Origin of the sequence: Sinomonas atrocyanea (assembly GCF_030812675.1) — a bacterium.
GTDB classification, from domain to species: domain Bacteria; phylum Actinomycetota; class Actinomycetes; order Actinomycetales; family Micrococcaceae; genus Sinomonas; species Sinomonas atrocyanea_B.
In genome coordinates this window covers 218,006-236,488 of sequence record NZ_JAUSTE010000004.1, presented here as the reverse complement: position 1 = coordinate 236,488, position 18,483 = coordinate 218,006, and the positions used below count along the sequence as shown (strand labels likewise).

Genomic DNA, 18,483 nt, shown 5'->3' with positions numbered 1-18,483 from the left:
TCACCCGCCCAGCCTACCGCCGCGTGCCTGCTACATTGGTGGGCGGTGGCGTCCGGGTCCTGGTGGGCCCCCCGGTCTTCAAAACCGGTGAGGCCGAGCATCTCGGCCTGGCGGGTTCGATTCCCGTCCGCCACCGCCAACCAGTGGCAGGCGATGCCGCGCAACGAGGAGGGGCTGTGGACCAGGTCGATCCCCGGCGCCTGATACCGCGCACGAACGACCTGCTGGCGCTTCCGGCCGTCCGCGAGGCGCGGACGCGGCTGAGCGAGGCGGTAGTCCGCGACCTCGTGCGGTACGCCCAGGACCAGGCGCGGCGCGGCGAACTCGCCCCCGCCGACGTGGAGGCCGCTGTGCTCGCCGCGGTCGCCGGGCGCACGGCGACCAGCCTGCGACCGGTGCTGAACGCCACCGGGATCATCGTCCACACCAACCTCGGCCGCGCGCCCCTCTCCGCTGCTGCGGTCGAGGCGCTCGTGGCCGCCAGCGGCTACGTCGACGTGGAACTGAACCTTGCAGACGGCCGCCGCTCCCGGCGCGGCGCCGGGGCCCGCGCCGCGCTGCTCGCCGCATGCCCTGCCGCCGAGGACGCGCTCGTGGTCAACAACGGAGCCGCCGCCCTCGTCCTGGCCACCACGGCCCTCGCCGCCGGCCGCGAAGTGATCCTGAGCCGCGGCGAACTCGTGGAGATCGGTGCAGGCTTCCGGCTGCCGGACCTGATCGAGTCCACGGGCGCCTCGCTCCACGAGGTGGGCACGACCAACCGGACCCACCTGCGCGACTACGCGGACGCCCTCGGTCCCGACACGGGCTGCGTCCTCAAGATCCACCCGAGCAACTTCTGGGTCGACGGATTCACCTCCGCTGTCGGCCTGGACGAGCTGAGCTCCTTGACGTCGGCCCAAGGGGTCCCCCTCGTCGCAGACCTCGGGAGCGGTCTGCTGGCGCCCGACCCGCACCTGCCGCGCGAGCCGGATGTTGCCACGGCGCTGGCCCACGGGGCCGACGTCGTCATCGCCAGCGGCGACAAGCTGCTCGGCGGCCCCCAGGCGGGCCTGCTGCTGGGCCGCAAGGAGATCATCGAGCGGCTGTCCCGCCATCCGCTCGCCCGCGCCGTCCGGGCCGACAAGCTCGCCCTCGCCGCGTTGGAGGCGACCGTCGCGGGCGAGGCGCCGCCGGTGGTCCAGTCCCTGCACGCGGACCCGGGGGAGCTCCGGCGCCGCACCGACCGGCTCGCCGGGGCCCTCGGCGTGCCCGTGGTGCCGCACGATGGCCGGGTGGGCGGGGGCGGCGCCCCCGGCTTCCCCCTGCCGGGCTGGGCGCTCCGGCTCCCCGAGGGAATCGCAGGCCACCTGCGGACCGGCGAGCCCGCCGTGCTGCCGCGCGTCCACGACGGCGCCTGCCTGCTCGACCTGCGGTGCGTCCCCGCAGCGGACGACGGCCGGATCCTGGAGGCGGTGCGGCAGGCACTGGCAGCCCTCGCCTCAGCGGGCGCGGGCCGGGCGGGCTGAGGCGTGCACGTCGTCGCCACCGCCGGGCACGTGGATTCCGGCAAGAGCACTCTGGTGCGCGCCCTCACCGGCATGGAGCCGGACCGCTGGGAGGAAGAGCGGCGCCGCGGCCTGACCATTGACCTGGGCTATGCCTGGACCACCCTGCCGTCCGGGCAGGAGGTCGCCTTCGTGGACGTCCCCGGCCATGAGCGCTTCCTCGGCAACATGCTCGCGGGCATCGGACCTGCGCCCGTGGTCTGCTTCGTCGTGGCCGCGGACGAGGGCTGGCAGGCGCAGTCGGACGACCACCGGGACGCGGTGGCCGCGCTCGGCATCGAGCACGGCGTCGTGGTCCTCAGCCGGGCGGACCGGGCGTCCGGGCAGCAGGTCCGGGACGTGCTCGCACGGACCCGGAGCGAGCTGGCGGGCACCGGACTGCGGGAGGCTCCTGCAGTGGCCGTGTCTGCGGTCGAGGGCAGCGGCCTGGACGAGCTGAAGGCCGCGCTCGACGGCGTGCTGGCCGGCGTTCCCTCGCCCGTCACGACCGGGCGCGTGCGCCTGTGGGTGGACCGATCCTTCACCATCACCGGGTCAGGAACGGTCGTGACAGGAACCCTCGGAGCGGGAACGCTGGCCCAGGGCGACCGGCTCCAGCTGCTCGGCCACGCGGGTCCGCGGGACGTCACCGTCCGTGGCCTGCAGAGCCGCGACACGGTGTACACCTCGGTCGGCCCCGTCAGCCGGGTGGCCCTGAACCTGCGCGACGTCTCGGCAGCGGACGTCCGCCGCGGGGACGCACTCGTCACCCCCGAAGCGTGGCCGACCACGGGTGTCCTGGGCATCCGCCGCACCACCGGCGTGGCCTGCACGGACATGCCGGAGCAGCTCATGGTGCACGTCGGCACCGCCTCGGTGCCGGCGCGGCTGCGTCCGTTCGGGCCCGATCATGCGCGGCTCGTGCTCAGCAGGCCCGCGCCGCTCGTCCTGGGGGACCGGCTGGTGCTGCGCGACCCGGGCAGCCGCTCGGTGCTGGGCGGCGCCCTCGTCCTCGACGCCGACCCGCCGCCCCTGCAGCGGCGCGGCGACGGCGCCCAGTGGGCGCAGCGGCTTGCGGCCATGGATCCCGCCGGGGACGTGCTCGCGGAAGTGGCGGCCCGCGGAGCGGTGGAGGTGCAGCACCTCCACCGCCTCGGCCTGCTGTCCGAGCACGGCGCCCAGGCGCCCTCGGGGGTGCGGGTCCTCGGCGACTGGTGGGTGCACGCTCCCGTCATCGACGCCTGGCAGCAGCGGCTGCGCGCCGCCGTCGAAGCCCTGCACGAACGGGACCCCCTCGCCCCGGGCCTCTCCATGGGGGCCGCACGCGACCTGCTCGCACTGCCCGATGAGAGGCTCCTTGCACCCCTGGTCCGCGGCGCGGGCCTGGAACAGGACGGCGGGCACCTCCGGCTTCCGGGGAGCGGCGACGATCTCGGGCCCATCGGGCCTGCCGTCGCCGAGCTGGAGCGCAGGCTCACGGCGCACGCGTTCCGTGCGCCGGAAGCGGACGAGCTGGCCGCGCTCGGTCTGGGCGCCCGCGAGCTGGCCGCCGCCGAGCGTGCCGGACGCGTGCTGCGGCTCCGCGACGGCGTGGTCCTCCTGCCCACCGCACCGGCCCTCGCGATGCGGACCCTGGCGCGCCTGGAGCAGCCCTTCACCACGAGCCAGGCGCGTGAGGCCCTCGGGACCACCCGCCGGATCGCGGTCCCGCTGCTCGAACACCTCGATTCGCGCGGATGGACCAGGCGCCTGGATGCCGGCCACCGCAGTGTGGTGCGCTGACCCGCCGGCCAGCCGCGGAAGCGTCGGGGCCGCCGCCCATCCCGAGCCCTTCGGCCCTTGAGCGGCCGGCGGCCGCGGCGGGAGGATGACCGCATGGCACACGACGGGAACCACGGCAACCCCACCTTCGCGGACGACCGCGAGGCCCTCGCCGCGGTCGAGGAGCACCACGGCCACATGCTCCGGCGCGCGACCGCGCTCGCCGACGCGCTCGTCGCCGCCGTCGCAGCCGCCGACGCCGGGACGGCCCACGACGAGAAGGCGAACCTGATCGGATGGTGCGAGGACGAGCTCATCCCGCACGCCGTGGCCGAGGAGGGCCCCCTGTATGGGCCCGCGCGGGAGACCGAGGAGGCGCGCCTCCTCGTGGAGGGCATGCTCATGGACCATCAGGCGATCATCGGCCTCGTGGAGGAGCTCCGCGGAAGCGACGGGCCCAGGGCCGCCGCCGTCGGCACGGCGATCGCCCGGGCGTTCGCCCTGCACCTGAAGAAGGAGAACGAGCTGCTCTTCCCGTACATCGCCGCACGCCCGGACCTCTCCCTTGCAGAGGCGGTCGCCGGCCTCGAGACCCTCGTGGGCGAGTAGCCAGGCGCCCCCTCGGGGCGCCGGTCCGCGCGGACCCGCGCCCGCGCGCAGCCCGAGGGACGCCATTGATACGCAGAGCGCTGCAATCCAGAGGCCGGCGTTGCTGTACCGTGGCCGCCGTCACAGGGCAGGCGCGAGGTGCGAGGAGCGACGATGGCCACGACAGCCGAGGAAACGACCAGGAGGCGGCCCGACGCCGCAGGCTCCGCCCGGCCTCCGGGGATGCTCGCCGCGGTGTCCTTCTCCGCCGTCATCGCGGGCTTCATCGCGGTGGCGGTCTCCTATGCCGGGCCGATGGTCGTGGTGCTCCAGGCCGCCCACGCGGCGCACCTGGGCGACGAGCTGACCGCGTCGTGGGTGAGCTCCATCGCCATCGCCAGCGGGATCACGTGCATCGTGCTGAGCGTGGCCACCCGCCAGCCGGTCGTGGTCGCGTGGTCGGTGCCCGGCGCGGCGCTCCTCCTGGCGGCGCTGGGCCACTACCCCTACTCCGACGCGCTCGGGGCCTACGTTGTCGCGGCCCTCGCCGCGCTCGTGCTCGGGGTGACCGGATGGTTCGGCAAGATCATGGAGGCCGTGCCCCAGCCGGTGGTCGCCGCGCTGCTGGCCGGCGTTCTCCTGCCGTTCGTGCTCAAGGCGAGCGGCGCAGTCGTGGAGGCCCCCGTCGTGGGGGGCGGGCTCGTCCTCGCGTTCCTGCTCGGCCGCAGGCTCGTACCCCGCTACGCAGTCCTCGTCGCGCTGGCCGCGGGAGCCGCGCTCGCCGCGGCCACGCGGGAGGTGCGGATGCCGGACCTCTCCTGGGACTTCTCCGGCCCGGTATGGACGACGCCGACCTTCGGCCTCCCGGCGATCGTCGGCATCTCCGTGCCGCTGCTCGTGGTGACGATGGCCGGGCAGAACGCCCCCGGCCTCGCGATGATGCGCCAGCTCGGGTACGACGCAGGGGACAGAGCCATGATCGGCGGGGCGTCGCTCGCCTGGGTGCTCTCGGCTCCGTTCGGTTCCCATGGGATCAACCTCGCGGCCATCACCGCGGGCATCTGCGCCGGCCGCGAGGCCCACCCGGATGCTGCGCGCCGCTACATCGCGGGCATCTCATGCGGCGCCTTCTACATCCTCTTCGGCGTCTTCAGCACCACAGCGGTGGCCCTCGTGGCAGCCGCCCCGGCCACGCTCCTGACCGCCCTGGCCGGCGTCGCGCTCCTCGCGGCGACCCAGGGCGCGATCGTCGACGCGATCGCACCGCGACGAGGCGGCACCCAAACGGCGCCGCACGAGATCGAGGCTGCCGTGATCACTCTGGCCGTCACCGCGTCCGGGGTGAGCGCGTTCGGCCTCGTCGCACCCTTCTGGGGCCTCGTCGCGGGCACCGTGGCCTACACAGCTCTGGGGATGTTCAGGCCGCAGCGGCGGCGAAGTGCTCCTCGATGAGCTCGCGCACCCCGTCCCTGCAGCCGCCGCAGCCCGTCCCGGCCCGCGTCCGGCGCGAGACCTCCTCGACCGTCGAGCACCCGGTGCCGACAGCCTCCTGCACCCGGCCGCGGCTCACCCCGGCACACCGGCACAGCATGGCCTCGGGATCCGGCGCGGCGGACGCGGACGGCCCGCCGGCGAGGGCCGCCTCCGGACCGTCGAGCCGGAGGATCACCGAGCGGTCGGCCGGAAGCTCGGCCCCTGACTCGAACAGCAGCGTGAGCTCCGCCGCGGCCCGGGGCATGCCCAAGGCCACGAAGCCGACCAGGACGCCCGCGCGCGTGGCCATCTTCACGTAGGCCCCGTGCTCGGGGTCCGACCACAGGGAGACCTGCAGCGGGGGCGGCCCCGACGCGGCCGGGGCGTTCTCGGGCGAGAAGGTGTCCCACGGCTCCACGCCCACCTCCCCGGCCACCGCGAGGTTCACGCCGCGCGCCTTGAGCAGGATGACCGGCGCCCGCTCGGGGCCGAGGGGTGCGGGCGCTGCCTCACCGAGGAACTCGCTCCGGAAGCGGGCGGCGAGCCAGTCGGCCTGCTGCCACCCCGGGGCGATGAGCCCGCTCGGTGCCCTCTCGCCGGGCTGCGCGCAGTCTCCGACCGCGAAGACATGCTCGGTGTGCAGGGCCCGCAGCCCCTCGTCGACGAGCACCCCGGGCCCCACGGCCAGGCCGACGCCCTCCGCGAGCTCCGTCCGGGGCCTGGCCCCGCACGCGAGGACCAGGAGGTCGGCGTCGACCGCCGAGCCGTCCTCGAGGAGCAGGGCACGGAAGGCCCCGTCCGGGCCGGTCTCGAGCCCGGTCGAACGGGCGTTCCCCGCGACCCGGACGCCCCGGCGGCGCAGCGCGGCCGCGAGCGTGGCTCCGCCGGCCGCGTCGATCGCGCGTCCGAGCGGGTGGCTCCCGTGGTGGACCACCGTGACGGTGGCGCCCTCCTCGCTCGCGGCGAGCGCGGCCTCCAGACCCAGGACCCCTCCGCCCAGGACCACGATCCTGCGGCGTCCCCTGACCGCGGAGGCCAGCCGCGCGGCGTCGTGCGCGTCGCGGAGAGCGGTGACGCCCGGGGGAAGGACCGGGTGCAGCGGATCCGGGTTGAGCCCCGTGAGGTTGGGCACGACGGCGCGGGCGCCGGTGGCCAGGACCAGCCGCTCGTAGGCGAGGCCCGTGCCGTCGGCGAGCCGGACCGTGCGCCGCGACCTGTCCACGCGGACCGCGCGGGTGCCGGTGAGCACGCGCACTCCGTCCGCCTCGAGCTCTTCCGGGTCGGCCAGGGCCATCGCCGCGAGGGTGGTCCGGCCCACGCCGAGGTCTGCGACGAGCACCCGGTTGTAGGCCGGCAGCTCCTCCTCGCCGACCACGGTGAGCTCGAGCGCGCCGGCCGCCGCGGCGGGCCGGAGCTCGTCGACGAAGCGGGCGGCGACGGGTCCGAAGCCGACGACGACGATGCGCGGCCGGGCGGGCACCGAGCCTGCCGGGTGCGGGGTCGGGGCAGTCATCGCGGAGCCTCCTTGGAGGGGACGGGGACGAGGGCGGGCAGGGCGCCGCTCACGGAGGGCACCGGGCCGGTCCGGTCCTGGGGGAGGGGCACCACGAGCACGCGCGTGGTCTTGAACTCGGGCATGCCGGAGATCGGATCGGTGCGCTGCTCGGTGACCCGGTTCGCAGCCCCGGGTCCCGGGAAGTGGAACGGGAGGAACACGGTGTCCGGCCGCACCTCGGCGGTCACCTGCGCGCGGCAGCGCACCTCGGGGCCGGCACCCCGGGCGTCCGCGGACCCGGCAGCGTCGGCGCGGCGGACGGCGACCCACGCGCCGTCCGCGATCCCCAGCCGGGCTGCCGAGGCGGGGTGGATCTCCAGGCGGACCTCCGGCTGCGCTGCCGCGAGCGAGGCGACGCGCCGGGTCTGGGCCCCGGACTGGTAGTGCTCGAGCAGCCTGCCGGTGGCGAGCTGGAACAGCGCCGGAGCGGGCCGATGGGCAGGCCCGGCGGGGGCGCCCGCGGGGGTGTTGGGCCGCACGGGCACGATCCTTGCCCGGCCGTCAGGGTGCGCGAAGCGGTCGAGGAAGAGCCGGGCCTTGCCCTGACCTCGGCCCGCACCCGGGGCTCCCGCCGGACACGGCCAGTGCAGCGCCTCCCCGGCGTCGAGCCGCTCGTAGGTGATGCCCGAGTAGTCCGCCGGCCCCCCGGCCGAGGCGGCGCGGAGCTCTTCGAACACCTCGCGCGGGTCCTCGGGGAAGGACGACGGCGCACCGAGCAGCGCGCCCAGCCGGTGCATGATCCACAGCTCGCTGCGGGGCCCCGGGGGCGGGGCGGTCGCCCGGCGGCGCCGGAGCACGCGGCCCTCGAGGTTGGTCATGGTGCCCTCCTCCTCGGCCCACTGCAGCACTGGCAGCACGACGTCCGCCTCGCGTGCCGTCTCCGAGAGGAAGAAGTCGCAGACCACGAGGAAGTCCAGCGCCCGCAGCCCGGCCAGCACGGCGGTGGCATCCGGGGCGGAGACGGCGGGATTGGCCCCGTGCACGAACAGGCAGCGCACGCCGCCCGCCTTCGTCTGTCCCGCCGGGCCCTCCGAGGCGGGCTTGCCGAGGGAGGCGAGGAGCTCGACGGCGGGCAGGCCCGGCCCCGGGATGCTCGCCTCGGGCACGCCCCACACCCGGGCCACGTGCTGCCGGGCGGCGGGGTCGGTGATCTTGCGGTAGCCGGGGAGCTGGTCGGCCTTCTGGCCGTGCTCCCGGCCGCCCTGCCCGTTGCCCTGTCCCGTGAGCGTGCCGTAGCCGCCGCGCCGGGAGCCGGGCAGGCCGAGCAGGAGCGCGAGGTTGATGGCGGCCGTCGCCGTGTCGGTGCCGTCGGCGTGCTGCTCGACGCCCCGGCCCGTGAGGATGTAGCACGAGCCGGTCCGGGCCGACTGGGCGAGCCGCCGGGCGGTCTCGCGGACCAGGGTGGCCGGGACCCCCGTGGCCGCCTGCACCCGCTCGGGCCACCACGGGGCGACGGAGCGGGCGAGCGCGTCCGGTCCCTCGCCGGGGGTGCCCCGGGCCGCGCGGTCTGCGAGGTAGGCGTGCGCCGCGAGCCCCTCGGCGAGGACCACGTGGGCGAGCCCCAGGAGGAGCACCAGATCGGTGTGCGGGGCCGGCTGGAGGTGGAGCCCGGCGCCGTCGTCCGCGAGCGCCGCGGTGGCGGTGCGGCGCGGGTCGACGACGATCAGCCCGCCGGCGGCCCTGGCCCCGGCGAGGTGCGCCACGAACGGGGGCATGGTCTCGGCCACGTTCGATCCGAGCAGGAGCACCGTGTCCGCCCCCGCGAGGTCCGCAACCGGGAACGGCAGCCCCCGGTCGAGGCCGAAGGCCCGGGTGCCCGCGGCCGCGGCCGAGGACATGCAGAACCGTCCGTTGTAGTCGATCCGCGAGGTTCCCAGCGCGATCCGGGCGAACTTCCCCAGCAGGTAGGCCTTCTCGTTGGTCAGGCCGCCCCCGCCGAAGACGCCCACTGCGTCCTTCCCGTGCCGGGCCTGCGCCCGCCGCACCTCGGCTGCCACCCGCTCGAGGGCGGCCTCCCAGCTGACGGGGCGGAGCTCGCCGTCGTCCGCCCGCATCAGCGGCGCGGTGAGCCGCCCCGGGTGCGCGAGCAGCTCCGCGGAGGTCCAGCCCTTGCGGCACAGCCCCCCGCGGTTCGTGGGGAAGTCGCGGCCGGAGACCTCCGGCACAGCGGACGTGGCGGCGGGTCCGGGGGAGCTCAGCGACATGGCGCACTGCAGCGCGCAGTAGGGGCAGTGGGTCGGGACGGCCGGTGCCGCGGCGGTCCGGCTCATGCGCCGGCCTGGGCCACGAGGGACCCGCGGCGCAGGTAGCAGCCCCAGCACACGGCGAGCATGAGCGCGTAGGCCGCGACGAACCCGAGGAACGCCGGGACGTAGGAGCCGGTGGCGGCACTCGACGCGCCCAGCAGCTGGGGGATCACGAACCCGCCGTACGCGCCGACCGCGGAGATGAGGCCGAGGGCGGCGGAGGCGAGGCGGGCGGTGTGCGACGCCGGCGCGCCGCCTCGGGCGGCCCGGCTCGCCCTGGCGAAGATCACCGGGATCATGCGGTAGGTGGACCCGTTGCCCACGCCGCTCGCGGCGAACAGCACGAGGAACAGGCCGAGGAAGAGCCAGAAGCCCTTGAGCGGGAGCGTCGCGACGAGGGCGATCGTCGCCGCGGCCATGACCGCGAACGAGGCGACCGTGATGCGCGCCCCGCCGAAGCGGTCCGCGAGCCTGCCGCCGTAGGGGCGGGCCAGGGAGCCGACGAGGGGGCCCAGGAAGGCGAGGGAGAGCGCCGCCGGCACGCCCGCGGCGCTCACGGTGAAGACCGAGTACGCGGGGAAGATGTCGTGGATGAGCTTCGGGAAGACGCCGCCGAAGCCGATGAACGAGCCGAACGTGCCGATGTAGAGGAGGGACACGACCCACAGGTGCGGTTCCCTCAGCGCGGCGAGTGATCCGGCGAGGTCGCCCTTGGCGTGGGCGAGGTTGTCCATCCGCCGGAGCGCCCCGAACGCGGCGACGAGGATGAGCGGCACCCACATGAGCCCCGCGACGGCGAGCGTGGAGCCGGCCTTGCCCGCGGCGGCGGCCCCGCTGGCCACGAACGCGGCCAGGCTCACCGCGAGCGGGACGGCGAGCTGGGCGACCGCCGCGCCGAGGTTGCCGCCGGCCGCGTTCAGGCCGAGCGCCCAGCCCTTCTCCCGGGCGGGGAAGAAGAAGGTGATGTTCGCCATCGAGCTCGCGAAGTTGCCGCCGCCGAACCCGGCCAGGCCGGCCACGGCGAGCATGAGCCAGAACGGCGTCGAGGGGGTGGCGACGCACGCCGCGAGGCCGAGCGTGGGGATGAGGAGCAGGAGCGCCGAGACGACCGTCCAGTTGCGGCCGCCGAAGCGGGAGACCGTGAACGTGTAGGGGATGCGGAGGGTGGCGCCGACCAGGCTCGGCATCGAGATCAGCCAGAACGTCTGGGAGGTGTCGAAGCGGAACCCCGCCGCGGGCAGCGAGACCACCACGATGGACCACAGCTGCCAGACGACGAAGCCGAGGAACTCGGCGAAGATGGACCAGCGCAGGTTCCTGCGGGCCACGGCCCGGCCCTCGGCCTCCCACTGGGCGCTGTCCTCGGGGTTCCAGTGCTCGATCCAGCGCCCGCGGCGGACGTCGAGCCGCAGGCTCTGGGCTGCCGGGCTCTGGACTCCTGGCGCCGGGGCGGGCGTGGTGGTCGATTCGGTGCTCATGGGTCCTCCTGGGGCGGGGGAGTGGGCTTCTCTGGGCTGACTCCCACGCTAGGAACAGGGCGTTTCGGCCAGCAGCCAGAGCCGTTAACAGGCCGTGACATCTCCCTCTCACCGGCGGCGCGCCCCGCGTGAGCCCGGCGGGGTGCCCGCCGGCATCCGGAACCGCAGACTCAGTTTCGTCTCATCATGTGAACCGATTGTCCGTTGGCTGGACGGGGCGGGCATAGGATGGCGTGTACTCAAATCCCGGACCGGAAGTCAATCCTCGGTCCAGCATGTGAAAGCGATGCCATGTCCACCACATCTGCGGTGACGGAGCCCTCGGCCGCACAGTCGGCCAATACGAAGGGCCGAGTCATCTTCTCGAGCCTCATCGGCACGACCATCGAGTTCTTCGACTTCTACGCGTACGCGACGGCGTCCGTGCTGGTGTTCCCGAAGCTCTTCTTCCCGAACGCCACGGACATCAACGCCATCCTGTCCTCGTTCGCGATCTTCGGCGTCGCGTTCGTCGCGCGCCCGGTCGGCTCGGTCGTCTTCGGCCACTTCGGCGACAAGCTTGGACGCAAGGGCACCCTCGTCGCCTCGCTGGTCACGATGGGGCTCGCGACCTTCCTCATCGGCCTGCTCCCGCCGGCGACGACGCCGGGCTGGGTGGTGCTGGCCCCGCTGCTGCTCGTGGTGTTCCGCTTCCTCCAGGGCCTCGCCCTCGGCGGCGAATGGTCAGGGGCGGCGCTGCTGGCCACCGAGAACGCCCCCGCCAACAAGCGCGCCGTGTGGGGCACGTTCCCGCAGCTCGGGGCGCCGATCGGCTTCATCATCGCCAACGTCATGTACGTGGTCATGAACAGCTTCCTCACCACGAAGCAGTTCGAGGACTTCGGCTGGCGCATCCCCTTCCTGTTCAGCATCATCATGGTCGCGATCGGCCTGTACGTGCGCCTCAAGCTGGTCGAGAGCACCTCGTTCAAGAAGGTCATCGAGGAGGAGAAGGTCGCCAAGGTCCCGCTCGCGGCGACGTTCCGGCACCACTGGCGCGCGGTCATCGCCGGCACGTTCATCATGCTCGCGACCTACGTGCTCTTCTACCTCACCACGAGCTTCACGCTCACCTACGGCACCGCGACGAACAAGGTCGAGGTCGCCCGCGCCGCCGCCCAGAAGGCCGGCAAGCCGTTCGACGCGTCCACGTTCGTCCCCGGCCTGGGGATCGACCGCGGCCTGTTCCTGTGGATGCTCATCATCGGCGTCGTGTTCTTCGGCATCTTCACCGTGGTCTCCGGGCCGCTCGCGGAGAAGTACGGACGCCGCCGGTTCCTGCTCTGGGTCACCGGCCTCATCTTCGCCTTCGGCCTCGCCTGGGGCCTCATGTTCGGGCCCGGCACCGGCGCCGCGATGGTCGGCCTGATCGTGGGCTTCACGCTCATGGGTGCGACGTTCGGGCCGATGGCCGCGATCCTGCCTGAGCTGTTCCCGGCGAACGTCCGCTACACGGGCTCGGCGATCGCCTACAACCTCTCGTCCGTGCTCGGCGCCGCGCCGGCCTCGTTCGTCGCGATCGCCCTGTGGCAGTTCGGCAAGGGCAGCACGGTGTGGGTCGGCGTGTACCTGGCGGCCGCGGCGGTGCTCACGTTCGTCGCGCTGCTGCTGACCAAGGAGACCCGCGACGCCAAGTTCGAGGAGAACATCTCGGCCTAGCCGAAGACCCCGCAAAGGTCCGCCAGAGACCCCTCAACCGGAAGGATCGGTTGAGGGGTCTCTGGCGTCTTCTTGCGGGGTCTCTGGCGCCCGGATGCGGGGTCGGCTTCCCGGAGGAGGGACTCAGTCCTCGATGGTCGCGATGACCGCGCCCGCGCCGACGGTCTGCCCGGGCTCCGCGCCGAGCCCGCGGACCGTGCCGGCCTTGTGGGCGGTGAGCGGCTGCTCCATCTTCATGGCCTCGAGCACGACGACGAGATCGCCTTCCGCGACCACGTCGCCGTCCGCGACGGCCACCTTGACGATCGTGCCCTGCATCGGGGCGGTGAGCGCGTCGCCGCCGGCCGCGGTGGCCGCGGAGCCGCGGGCCGTGCGGGCCTTCTTCTTGGGCTTGGCCGCCCGCGCGGTGCCGAGGGACAGCGCGGCCGGGATCGTGACCTCGAGCCGCTTGCCGCCCACCTCGACGACCACGCTCTGCCGCGCCCCGTCGTCGTCCGCGCCCTCGGCAGCGGCCGGGCCGCCGGCGTACGGTGCAATCGTGTTGTCGAACTCCGTCTCGATCCAGCGGGTGTGGATGGAGAACGGGCCCTCCTCGGGCGCGAACGCGGGATCGCGAACCACGGCGGCATGGAACGGCACGACCGTGGGCATTCCGGTGATGACCAGCTCGTCGAGGGCCCGGCGCGCCCGCTGGAGCGCCTGGGTGCGGCTCGAGCCGGAGACGATGAGCTTGGCGAGCATCGAGTCGAAGTTGCCGGAGACGACCTCGCCGGCCTCGACGCCCGAGTCGACGCGCACACCGGGGCCCGTCGGGTAGCGCAGCGTCTCGACGGTGCCGGGGGCGGGCATGAAGCCGCGTCCCGGGTCCTCGCCATTGATGCGGAACTCGAAGGAGTGCCCGCGGATCTCGGGGTCGTCGTAGCCGAGCTCCTCGCCGCGGGCGAGGCGGAACTGCTCGCGCACGAGGTCCAGGCCCGTGACCTCCTCGGAGACGCAGTGCTCGACCTGGAGGCGGGTGTTGACCTCGAGGAAGCTGATGGTCCCGTCCTGGCCCACGAGGAACTCGCAGGTCCCCGCGCCGAGGTAGCCGGCCTCCTTGAGGATGGCCTTCGAGGACTCGTACAGGCGCTTGGTCTGCTCCTCGGTCAGGAAGGGCGCGGGGGCCTCCTCGACGAGCTTCTGGTTGCGGCGCTGGAGCGAGCAGTCGCGGGTCGAGACGACGACGACGTGGCCCGTGGAGTCCGCGAGGCACTGGGTCTCCACATGGCGCGGGGCGTCCAGGAAGCGCTCGATGAAGCACTCGCCCCGGCCGAACGCCGCGGTCGCCTCACGCACGGCGGAGTCGAACAGCTCGGGGATCTCCTCGAGGGTGCGGGCAACCTTGATGCCGCGGCCGCCGCCGCCGTACGCGGCCTTGATGGCCACGGGCAGCCCGAACTCCTGGGCGAACGCGAGGACCTCGTCCGCGGACTCGACTGGGTCCGCCGTGCCGGGGACCAGCGGGGCGCCGACCTTCTCGGCGATGTGGCGCGCGCGCACCTTGTCGCCGAGGGCGGCGATGGCGTCGGGGGAGGGGCCGATCCAGGTCAGGCCGGCGTCGATGACGCGCTGGGCGAAGTGGGCGTTCTCGGACAGGAAGCCGTAGCCCGGATGGACGGCGTCGGCGCCGGAGGCGGCGGCCGCGTCGAGGATCTTGTCCATCACGAGGTACGACTCGGCCGCGGTGGTGCCGCCGAGCGCGAAGGCCTCGTCCGCGAGGCGCACGTGCAGGGCGTCCCGGTCGGGGTCGGCGTAGACGGCGACCGAGGCGATGCCCTCGTCGCGGGCCGCGCGGATGACGCGGACGGCGATCTCGCCGCGGTTGGCGACGAGCACCTTCGTGATGGGCTTGGTGGCAGCGCTGAGGGACAAGGCAACTCCGTTCTGTACTGCGGGAAGCCTAGCGCCGACTTGGTGGAATCGCCCATATTGGTGGCGGATTCCGTGCGTAGCGGGCCGATCCTTTGTAGGGGACCTACAAAATGTCAGCGGTCGACGGCGGCCGCCCACCAATCCGTGAGGCGCACCCCCGCGGCGGCCAGGAGGGCGCGCAGGGTGGACACGGACAGGCCCACCACGGCGTGGGGGTCGCCGTCGACGCGGGCCAGGAACGCGCCGCCGAGCCCGTCGATCGTGAACGAGCCGGCGCAGTGCAGCGGCTCGCCGGTGGCGACGTAGGCCTCGATCTCCGCGGGCTGCATCTCGCTGAACTCGACCCCCGCCGAGGCGAGCTGCCCGTGCCCCGGCGCGGCGCCGGCGTCGTGCGTCCCCTCTGCCCGCTGGCCGGGTTCCAGCCGGCCGCGGACGTCGATGAGCCAGTGGCCGGTGTGCAGGATGCCCGCGCGCCCGCTCATGGCCGCGAGCCGCTCGCGGGCGACCTCGGCGGTGTAGGGCTTGCCCAGTGCCTGGCCGTCGAGCTCGAAGACCGAGTCGCAGCCCAGGACCAGGGCGCCCGTGGCCGCGGGCAGGGCCGCGACGGCCTCGGCCTTCGCACGGGCCAGGAGCAGCGCGGTCTCGGCGGGGGTCGCGTCGGGGTGGCCGGCCGCGACCGCCTCCTCGTCCACGTCGGAGACGAGGATCCGGTGCGGGATCCCGGCCTCCTCGAGGAGCTTGGTCCGGGCGGGGGACTTCGAGGCGAGGATGAGCGTGGGCGGGTGCGGCTGGAGGTGGTGGGCGCGCGGCGCGGCGGGGACTCTCACGCGGCCCAGCCTATCCCCGCCCGCTCAGCGGGCCACGGGTTCCGGCTCGCCCTCGTCGCTGCGCTCGGGCGAGGCCGCCGCGCGCTCGAGCCGGGCGCCCTCGATGTCCAGGTCCGGCAGGATCCGCGCGAGCCAGCGCGGCAGCCACCACGCCGCGTTGCCGAGCAGGCGCATGACGGCGGGCACGAGGGTCATGCGCACCGCGAAGGCATCCAGCAGCACGCCGAGGGCCAGCCCGAAGCCGAGGGGCCGGACCATCGTCAGGTGGCTGAAGATGAAGCCCGCGAAGACGCTGACCATGATGATCGCGGCGGCAGTGATCACCCGGGCGGCGTGGTGGAAGCCCGTCCGGACGGCCAGGTGCGCCTCGACGCCGTGCGCGTACGACTCTCGGATGCCCGAGGTGATGAAGACCTGGTAGTCCATCGCGAGGCCGAACAGGATGCCGATGAGCAGGATCGGCATGAAGCTCAGGATGGCCCCCGGGTGGGTGACGTCGAAGACCGGGCCGAGCCAGCCCCACTGGTACACGGCGACGACCGCGCCGAACGCGGCGCCGAGCGAGAGCAGGAACCCGCCGGTGGCCAGCAGCGGCACGAGGAGCGAACGGAACACGAGCAGGAGCAGGAGGAAGGACAGGCCCACGACAATTGTCAGGTAGGGCGGGAGCGCGTCGGCGAGCTTGGAGGAGACGTCCACGTTCGCGGCCGTCTGCCCGGTCAGGCCGATCGCCACGCCGGTGCTCTGCTGGATGTCGGCGCCCTTGGCCCGCAGGTCGTGCACCACCTGCACGGTGCTCGCGCTGGCCGGGCCCTCCTTCGGGATCACCTGGAACACCGCGATCCTGCGGTCGGGGCTGACCGTGCCGGGGACGGCCGCGACCACTCCGGGCACCGAGCGGAGCTGGTCCGCGACGTCGTACTCCTTGGCCTGGGCGGAGGCAGCGTCGAGGCCCGCGGGGAGGTCGCCGACCACGATGATGGGGCCGGTCATGCCCTCGCCGAAGTACGTCCGGGTGGCGTCGTAGGCCTTGAACGCGGTCGAGTCGGCCGGCTCCGAGCCTCCGTCCGGGAGCGCGAGCCGCAGCTGCGCCGCGGGGACCGTGAGCACGGCGAGCAGCACGACGGCGCCCAGCACGGAGATCCAGGGGTGCCTGGTCACCCAGGCGCCCCAGCCGCGGTTGGCCTTGGCGAGGTCCGTGCGGGCCTCCTCCTCGGCGTGGCCGGACTTCGCGTTCTCCGCCTGGGCCTTGGCCCAGCGGCGCCGGGAGACGATCCGCCGGCCGGCGAATCCGAGGACCGCGGGCAGGAGCGTGACGGCAACCAGCACGGCCACGGCCACGGTGGCGGCCGCGGCGAGGCCCATGACCGCGAGGAAGGGCAGCCCGGGCACCACGAGCGCCGCGAGGGCGATCACCACGGTGAGGCCTGCGAACACGACGGCGTTGCCGGAAGTGCCGATCGAGAGCGCCACCGACTCGCGCGGGTCCATGCCGGCGAGCAGCTGGGTGCGGTGCCGGTTGACGATGAACAGGGAGTAGTCGATGCCCACAGCCAGGCCGAGCATGAGGCCCAGCATCGGCGTCACCGAGCTCATCGAGACCACGCTGGTGAGGGCGAACGTGCCGCCCACGCCGACCGCGACGCCGATGAGGGCCATGAGGAGCGGCAGCCCCGCGGCCACGAACGTTCCGAGCATGACGAACAGCACGACCGCCGCGACGGCCACGCCGATCCCCTCCGACGTGCCGAAGATCTGCGAGATGTCCTGCGTGAGCTCCTTGCTCGGGTAGGCGTTGACCCCGGGCACGCTCGAGGCGATGGACTGGACCTCCTGCCGCAGGGCAGGGGAGAGGCCATCGGTCGACTTGGTGAACTGGATCGACGCGATGGCCGCCTTGCCGTCGCCGGAGACGAAGCGCAGGCCCTCGGCTGCGGTGGCCTGCCGCTGGGCGAGCGCGAGCTGGGCCTTGGCGTCCGCGAGCTTGGCGGCGCCCTCGTCGGCCTGCTTCTTCCCGGCGTCGTACCGCGCCTGGCCCGCGGCGAGCTGCTGGCGCCCGGCCTCGAGCTGGGCCTGCGCCGAGGCCGTGGCCTGCGCGATCGCCGCCCCCGGCAGGCCCTGGGCCGCGAGGGCCTTCTTCTGCGCGTCGAGCTGGGCCTGCCCGGCATCGAGCTGGGCCCTGGTGGCATCCAGCGTGGCCTTGGCGGACTCGAGCTGGGGGGCCCCGGCCGCGAGCTTGGCCTCGTTCGCCGAGATCTGGGCCTTCCCGTCCGCGATCTTCGCGGCCGCGCCGTCTAGCTGGGCCTGTGTGGTGAAGGGGTCCGTCACGTTCTGGACGCCGTCGAGGCCCTTGATCCTGGCCAGGGCGGCGCTGAGGTCCTTCTTCTGGGCCTCGGTGAACGCCGCGTCCGGGGACGTGAAGACCACGGTCGCGCTCCCGCCGGCCGCGGAGGGCAGTTCCGCTTTGAGCTTGTCCAGCATGCGCTGGGTCTCGGTGCCCGGGATCTGGAAGTTGTTGGTCATGCTGCCGTGGAACGCGGCGGCCGAGCCGCCCACGGCCGCGACGATGACGAGCCACGCGGCGAGGACGAGCCAGCGGCGGTCGTAGGCGAACCTGCCGAGGCGGTAGAGGAGCGAAGCCATGGGCCTTACCTATTCAGGACGGAGCGGACGGGGCGGTGGTGCGGACGTGGCAGTGGAAGGGCCTCACGGCGCGGCGAAGCCGGTCTTGAGGTAGGTGATGGCGGAGGAGAGGAGGCTGCGGAGCCGGGTGAGGGACGACGGCGAGAGGTCGCCCCCCGATTCGGCCATCCAGGTCTCGAGGGCCGCCTTGCCGCAGGAGATGACGCTGCCAGCCAGGGCGGCCACGTAGAGGTCGTTGCCGAGGTGGGGGTGGCGTTCCCTGATGGCCGCGCCGATCTTGTCGGCGCAGTCGTCGAAGGCCTGCAGCTGGAAGCGCGTGAGGGGGTCGTGGCCGGCGGCCACGAGGAACGACTGGGCCATCGGCTCGATGAGGTCGTTGTCCGCGAGGCCGGTGAGGACGTGGAGCGCGGATTCGAGGAGGGGCTCGTCCGCCGGCCGCTCGCGGAGCTGGTCGAGGGCGCGGTCGAGGAAGCCGAACGTCGGGGCGGCGATGGCCTCCTCGACGCTTCCGAAGTAGTTGAAGAACGTCCGCCGGGAGACGCCAGCGGCATCGGCCAGCTCCTCGGCCGTGAAGCCGCCGAGTCCGCGCGACAAGGCGAGGGAGAGTCCGGCGGCGATGATGGATTCGCGGGTCGCGGCCTTGTTCAGCTCGCGGCGCGACGCGGTTTCAGGGGTCACCCCATGACACTACGTGCAAGTTTGCACTGCGTGCAAGTTGTCGAGTCGAGATCGGCTCGGGACAGGTGCTTTGACACGGAGACGGCAACGCCGCATCAG

At 73.8% G+C, this 18,483-nt stretch carries 12 protein-coding genes and 1 tRNA gene; 6 read left to right on the top strand and 7 right to left on the bottom strand.

Annotation, left to right across the window (positions count from 1 at the left end; genetic code table 11):
• The first annotated feature begins 44 nt into the window (after window positions 1-44).
• The 5 genes from J2W20_RS08615 to J2W20_RS08595 all read left to right on the top strand — a co-directional run bounded on the left by J2W20_RS08615 (window position 45) and on the right by J2W20_RS08595 (window position 5,327).
• Window positions 45-139 (top strand) — tRNA-Sec (locus tag J2W20_RS08615).
• 37 nt (window positions 140-176) lie between these two features.
• Complete coding sequence (gene selA, locus J2W20_RS08610; protein ID WP_307006086.1) at window positions 177-1,508, top strand: L-seryl-tRNA(Sec) selenium transferase; 1,332 nt, start codon at window positions 177-179, stop codon at window positions 1,506-1,508.
• 3 nt (window positions 1,509-1,511) lie between these two features.
• On the top strand, window positions 1,512-3,308 hold the full coding sequence (gene selB / locus J2W20_RS08605; protein ID WP_307006085.1) for a selenocysteine-specific translation elongation factor: 1,797 nt from the start codon (window positions 1,512-1,514) through the stop codon (window positions 3,306-3,308).
• Window positions 3,309-3,401: 93 nt separating this feature from the next.
• Window positions 3,402-3,896 carry a hemerythrin domain-containing protein gene (locus tag J2W20_RS08600; protein WP_307006084.1) on the top strand — a complete coding sequence of 165 codons (495 nt, stop codon included), beginning with the start codon at window positions 3,402-3,404 and terminating at the stop codon, window positions 3,894-3,896.
• Window positions 3,897-4,049: 153 nt separating this feature from the next.
• Window positions 4,050-5,327, top strand: coding sequence for a benzoate/H(+) symporter BenE family transporter (locus tag J2W20_RS08595; RefSeq protein WP_307006083.1), 1,278 nt, complete (start codon window positions 4,050-4,052; stop codon window positions 5,325-5,327).
• On the opposite strand, the gene J2W20_RS08590 is transcribed toward J2W20_RS08595, so the two are convergent.
• The 3 genes from J2W20_RS08590 to J2W20_RS08580 are packed head-to-tail and all read right to left on the bottom strand — an operon-like array spanning window position 5,293 to window position 10,627.
• A complete protein-coding gene (locus J2W20_RS08590) occupies window positions 5,293-6,861 on the bottom strand; it encodes an FAD-dependent oxidoreductase (protein ID WP_307006082.1) in 1,569 nt (522 codons plus the stop codon). The two genes, J2W20_RS08595 and J2W20_RS08590, sit on opposite strands and share 35 nt — an antisense overlap.
• Window positions 6,858-9,173 (bottom strand): molybdopterin oxidoreductase family protein, encoded by a 2,316-nt coding sequence (locus J2W20_RS08585; RefSeq protein WP_307006081.1) that lies wholly within the window; start codon window positions 9,171-9,173, stop codon window positions 6,858-6,860. Before J2W20_RS08585 ends, J2W20_RS08590 begins: the two co-directional genes overlap by 4 nt.
• Entirely contained in the window at window positions 9,170-10,627 is a 1,458-nt protein-coding gene (locus J2W20_RS08580; RefSeq protein WP_307006080.1) for an MFS transporter, read from the bottom strand. The genes J2W20_RS08585 and J2W20_RS08580 overlap by 4 nt, the downstream gene beginning before the upstream one ends.
• Window positions 10,628-10,918: 291 nt before the next feature.
• Between J2W20_RS08580 and J2W20_RS08575 the strand changes: the two genes are divergently transcribed.
• Window positions 10,919-12,325: an MFS transporter gene (locus tag J2W20_RS08575; protein ID WP_307006079.1), complete on the top strand. Its 1,407-nt coding sequence runs from the start codon at window positions 10,919-10,921 to the stop codon at window positions 12,323-12,325.
• A 123-nt stretch (window positions 12,326-12,448) separates the two neighbouring features.
• Here J2W20_RS08575 and J2W20_RS08570 read toward each other — a convergent pair whose 3' ends face one another.
• The 4 genes from J2W20_RS08570 to J2W20_RS08555 form a co-directional block, all read right to left on the bottom strand.
• Window positions 12,449-14,236: an acetyl/propionyl/methylcrotonyl-CoA carboxylase subunit alpha gene (locus tag J2W20_RS08570; protein ID WP_307006078.1), complete on the bottom strand. Its 1,788-nt coding sequence runs from the start codon at window positions 14,234-14,236 to the stop codon at window positions 12,449-12,451.
• Between the two features lie 113 nt (window positions 14,237-14,349).
• The gene (locus tag J2W20_RS08565; protein ID WP_307006077.1) at window positions 14,350-15,063 is read right to left on the bottom strand and encodes a Maf family protein; all 714 of its coding nucleotides are present in this window, start codon (window positions 15,061-15,063) and stop codon (window positions 14,350-14,352) included.
• A gap of 24 nt (window positions 15,064-15,087) precedes the next feature.
• Window positions 15,088-17,706, bottom strand: a complete 2,619-nt coding sequence (locus J2W20_RS08560) for an MMPL family transporter (protein WP_307006076.1) — start codon at window positions 17,704-17,706, stop codon at window positions 15,088-15,090.
• A gap of 63 nt (window positions 17,707-17,769) precedes the next feature.
• Entirely contained in the window at window positions 17,770-18,384 is a 615-nt protein-coding gene (locus J2W20_RS08555; RefSeq protein ID WP_307006074.1) for a TetR/AcrR family transcriptional regulator, read from the bottom strand.
• Window positions 18,385-18,483: the final 99 nt, after the last annotated feature.